At 59.6% G+C, this 1,184-nt stretch carries 2 protein-coding genes; both read right to left on the reverse strand.

Annotated elements, in window-relative coordinates:
* On the reverse strand, nt 1–249 hold a 249-nt coding region (locus CBW22_RS25685; protein WP_141097391.1), incomplete at its 3' end, for a conjugal transfer protein TraG N-terminal domain-containing protein.
* Between the two features lie 62 nt (nt 250–311).
* Nucleotides 312–1,184, reverse strand: an 873-nt coding sequence (locus CBW22_RS25690; RefSeq protein ID WP_176428207.1) for a conjugal transfer protein TraH, incomplete at its 5' end; no start/stop codon positions are given.

A 1,184-nucleotide genomic window follows, 5' to 3' on the forward strand; every position in this document is an offset into this window, starting at 1 on the left:
GATGTCGTGGATCTGCACGCTGCGCTTCGGTACCAGCAGCGCGGAGGTGATGAACATGAATACCGCCAGCCAGTACAGAAACACCATCGGGTTGCGGGTTTTCACAAACGACACCACCACCCCCAGCACGCCAAACAGGCCGACGATGCGCAGCAGGGTGGTAAAGGTGCCGGCGCCGATGACGGTGACGACGCCGTTGAACACCTGCCGCCACATGTCACCGCCGTAAATGGTCCAGACTTCAGTCATGACGGATACCCCGCTGTGCATTGCCCTGCCAGGACGCTGCGTTCATGTCCGGCGCCGTAAAATCAGTCATTGCCGGTCCCCCACTGATAGTTGCCCTGATAGGACGTTGAGATAATGGTCGACACCTGCTGCTGCAGGTACTGCATGTTGCGATCGATGCCGTCCAGCGCATTCTGGTCGGCGGTCGACTGCAGCTTCATCTGCGCCAGCAGCGAGGTCGCGGTCATCACGTTGTTACGCAGCTCGCCGGCGGCCTGCTCCGGGAAGTTTTTACCCGCCAGCGACTGGCTCGCCTGCTTCACCAGCTCCTGCAGGTACTGGATCATCATGTCCTGCGCGATGAAGTCCGCTACCTGAATCAGGTAGGTCGGGCTCATGCCCATGCTGCGGGAGTTGGTCAGATACTTGAGCACCGGCACCGAGGTGGTGTTAATGAACCCCTTTTCCCTGTCCGACAGGCCGGTGTCGGCGCTGAGCTTGCTGTCGATGGAAATCATCAGGTTGCGCACCTGGGTGACCAGCGCCACGTCGCTGCTGACCGTCACGCTGGTAACGGTCGGACCGAGGCAGAGGTCCTGCTCGTCGCAGCCGTAAATCTTCGCGGTACCACCGCGCATCAGCACGGTGATGATGTCGCGGTTATCAACCAGCGGAGTCAGGATGGTAACCTGCCCGTCCTTGTTGAAAATGATGGAGCCCACCACGCTCATCACCAGCTCTTTCAGCTGACGGTTGCCGTCGAACAGGTGATTGCGGCCCAGCGCATCCCAGATGAGGTTTTTGTTTTTCAGCACCTGGTCTTTATCTTTATCCGAGGCGCGACTGGTGACGCTGTCACCCTGCCCGCCCACCGTGCAGCCCTGACGGGACGCCGCCCAGTCAGAGAAAATGTTGCTCTCGCCGGCAATGTCCTGGCAGATTTTCTGATTGGACAC

The organism is Pantoea sp. VS1 (assembly GCF_002207995.1).
GTDB classification, from domain to species: Bacteria; Pseudomonadota; Gammaproteobacteria; order Enterobacterales; family Enterobacteriaceae; genus Pantoea; species Pantoea dispersa.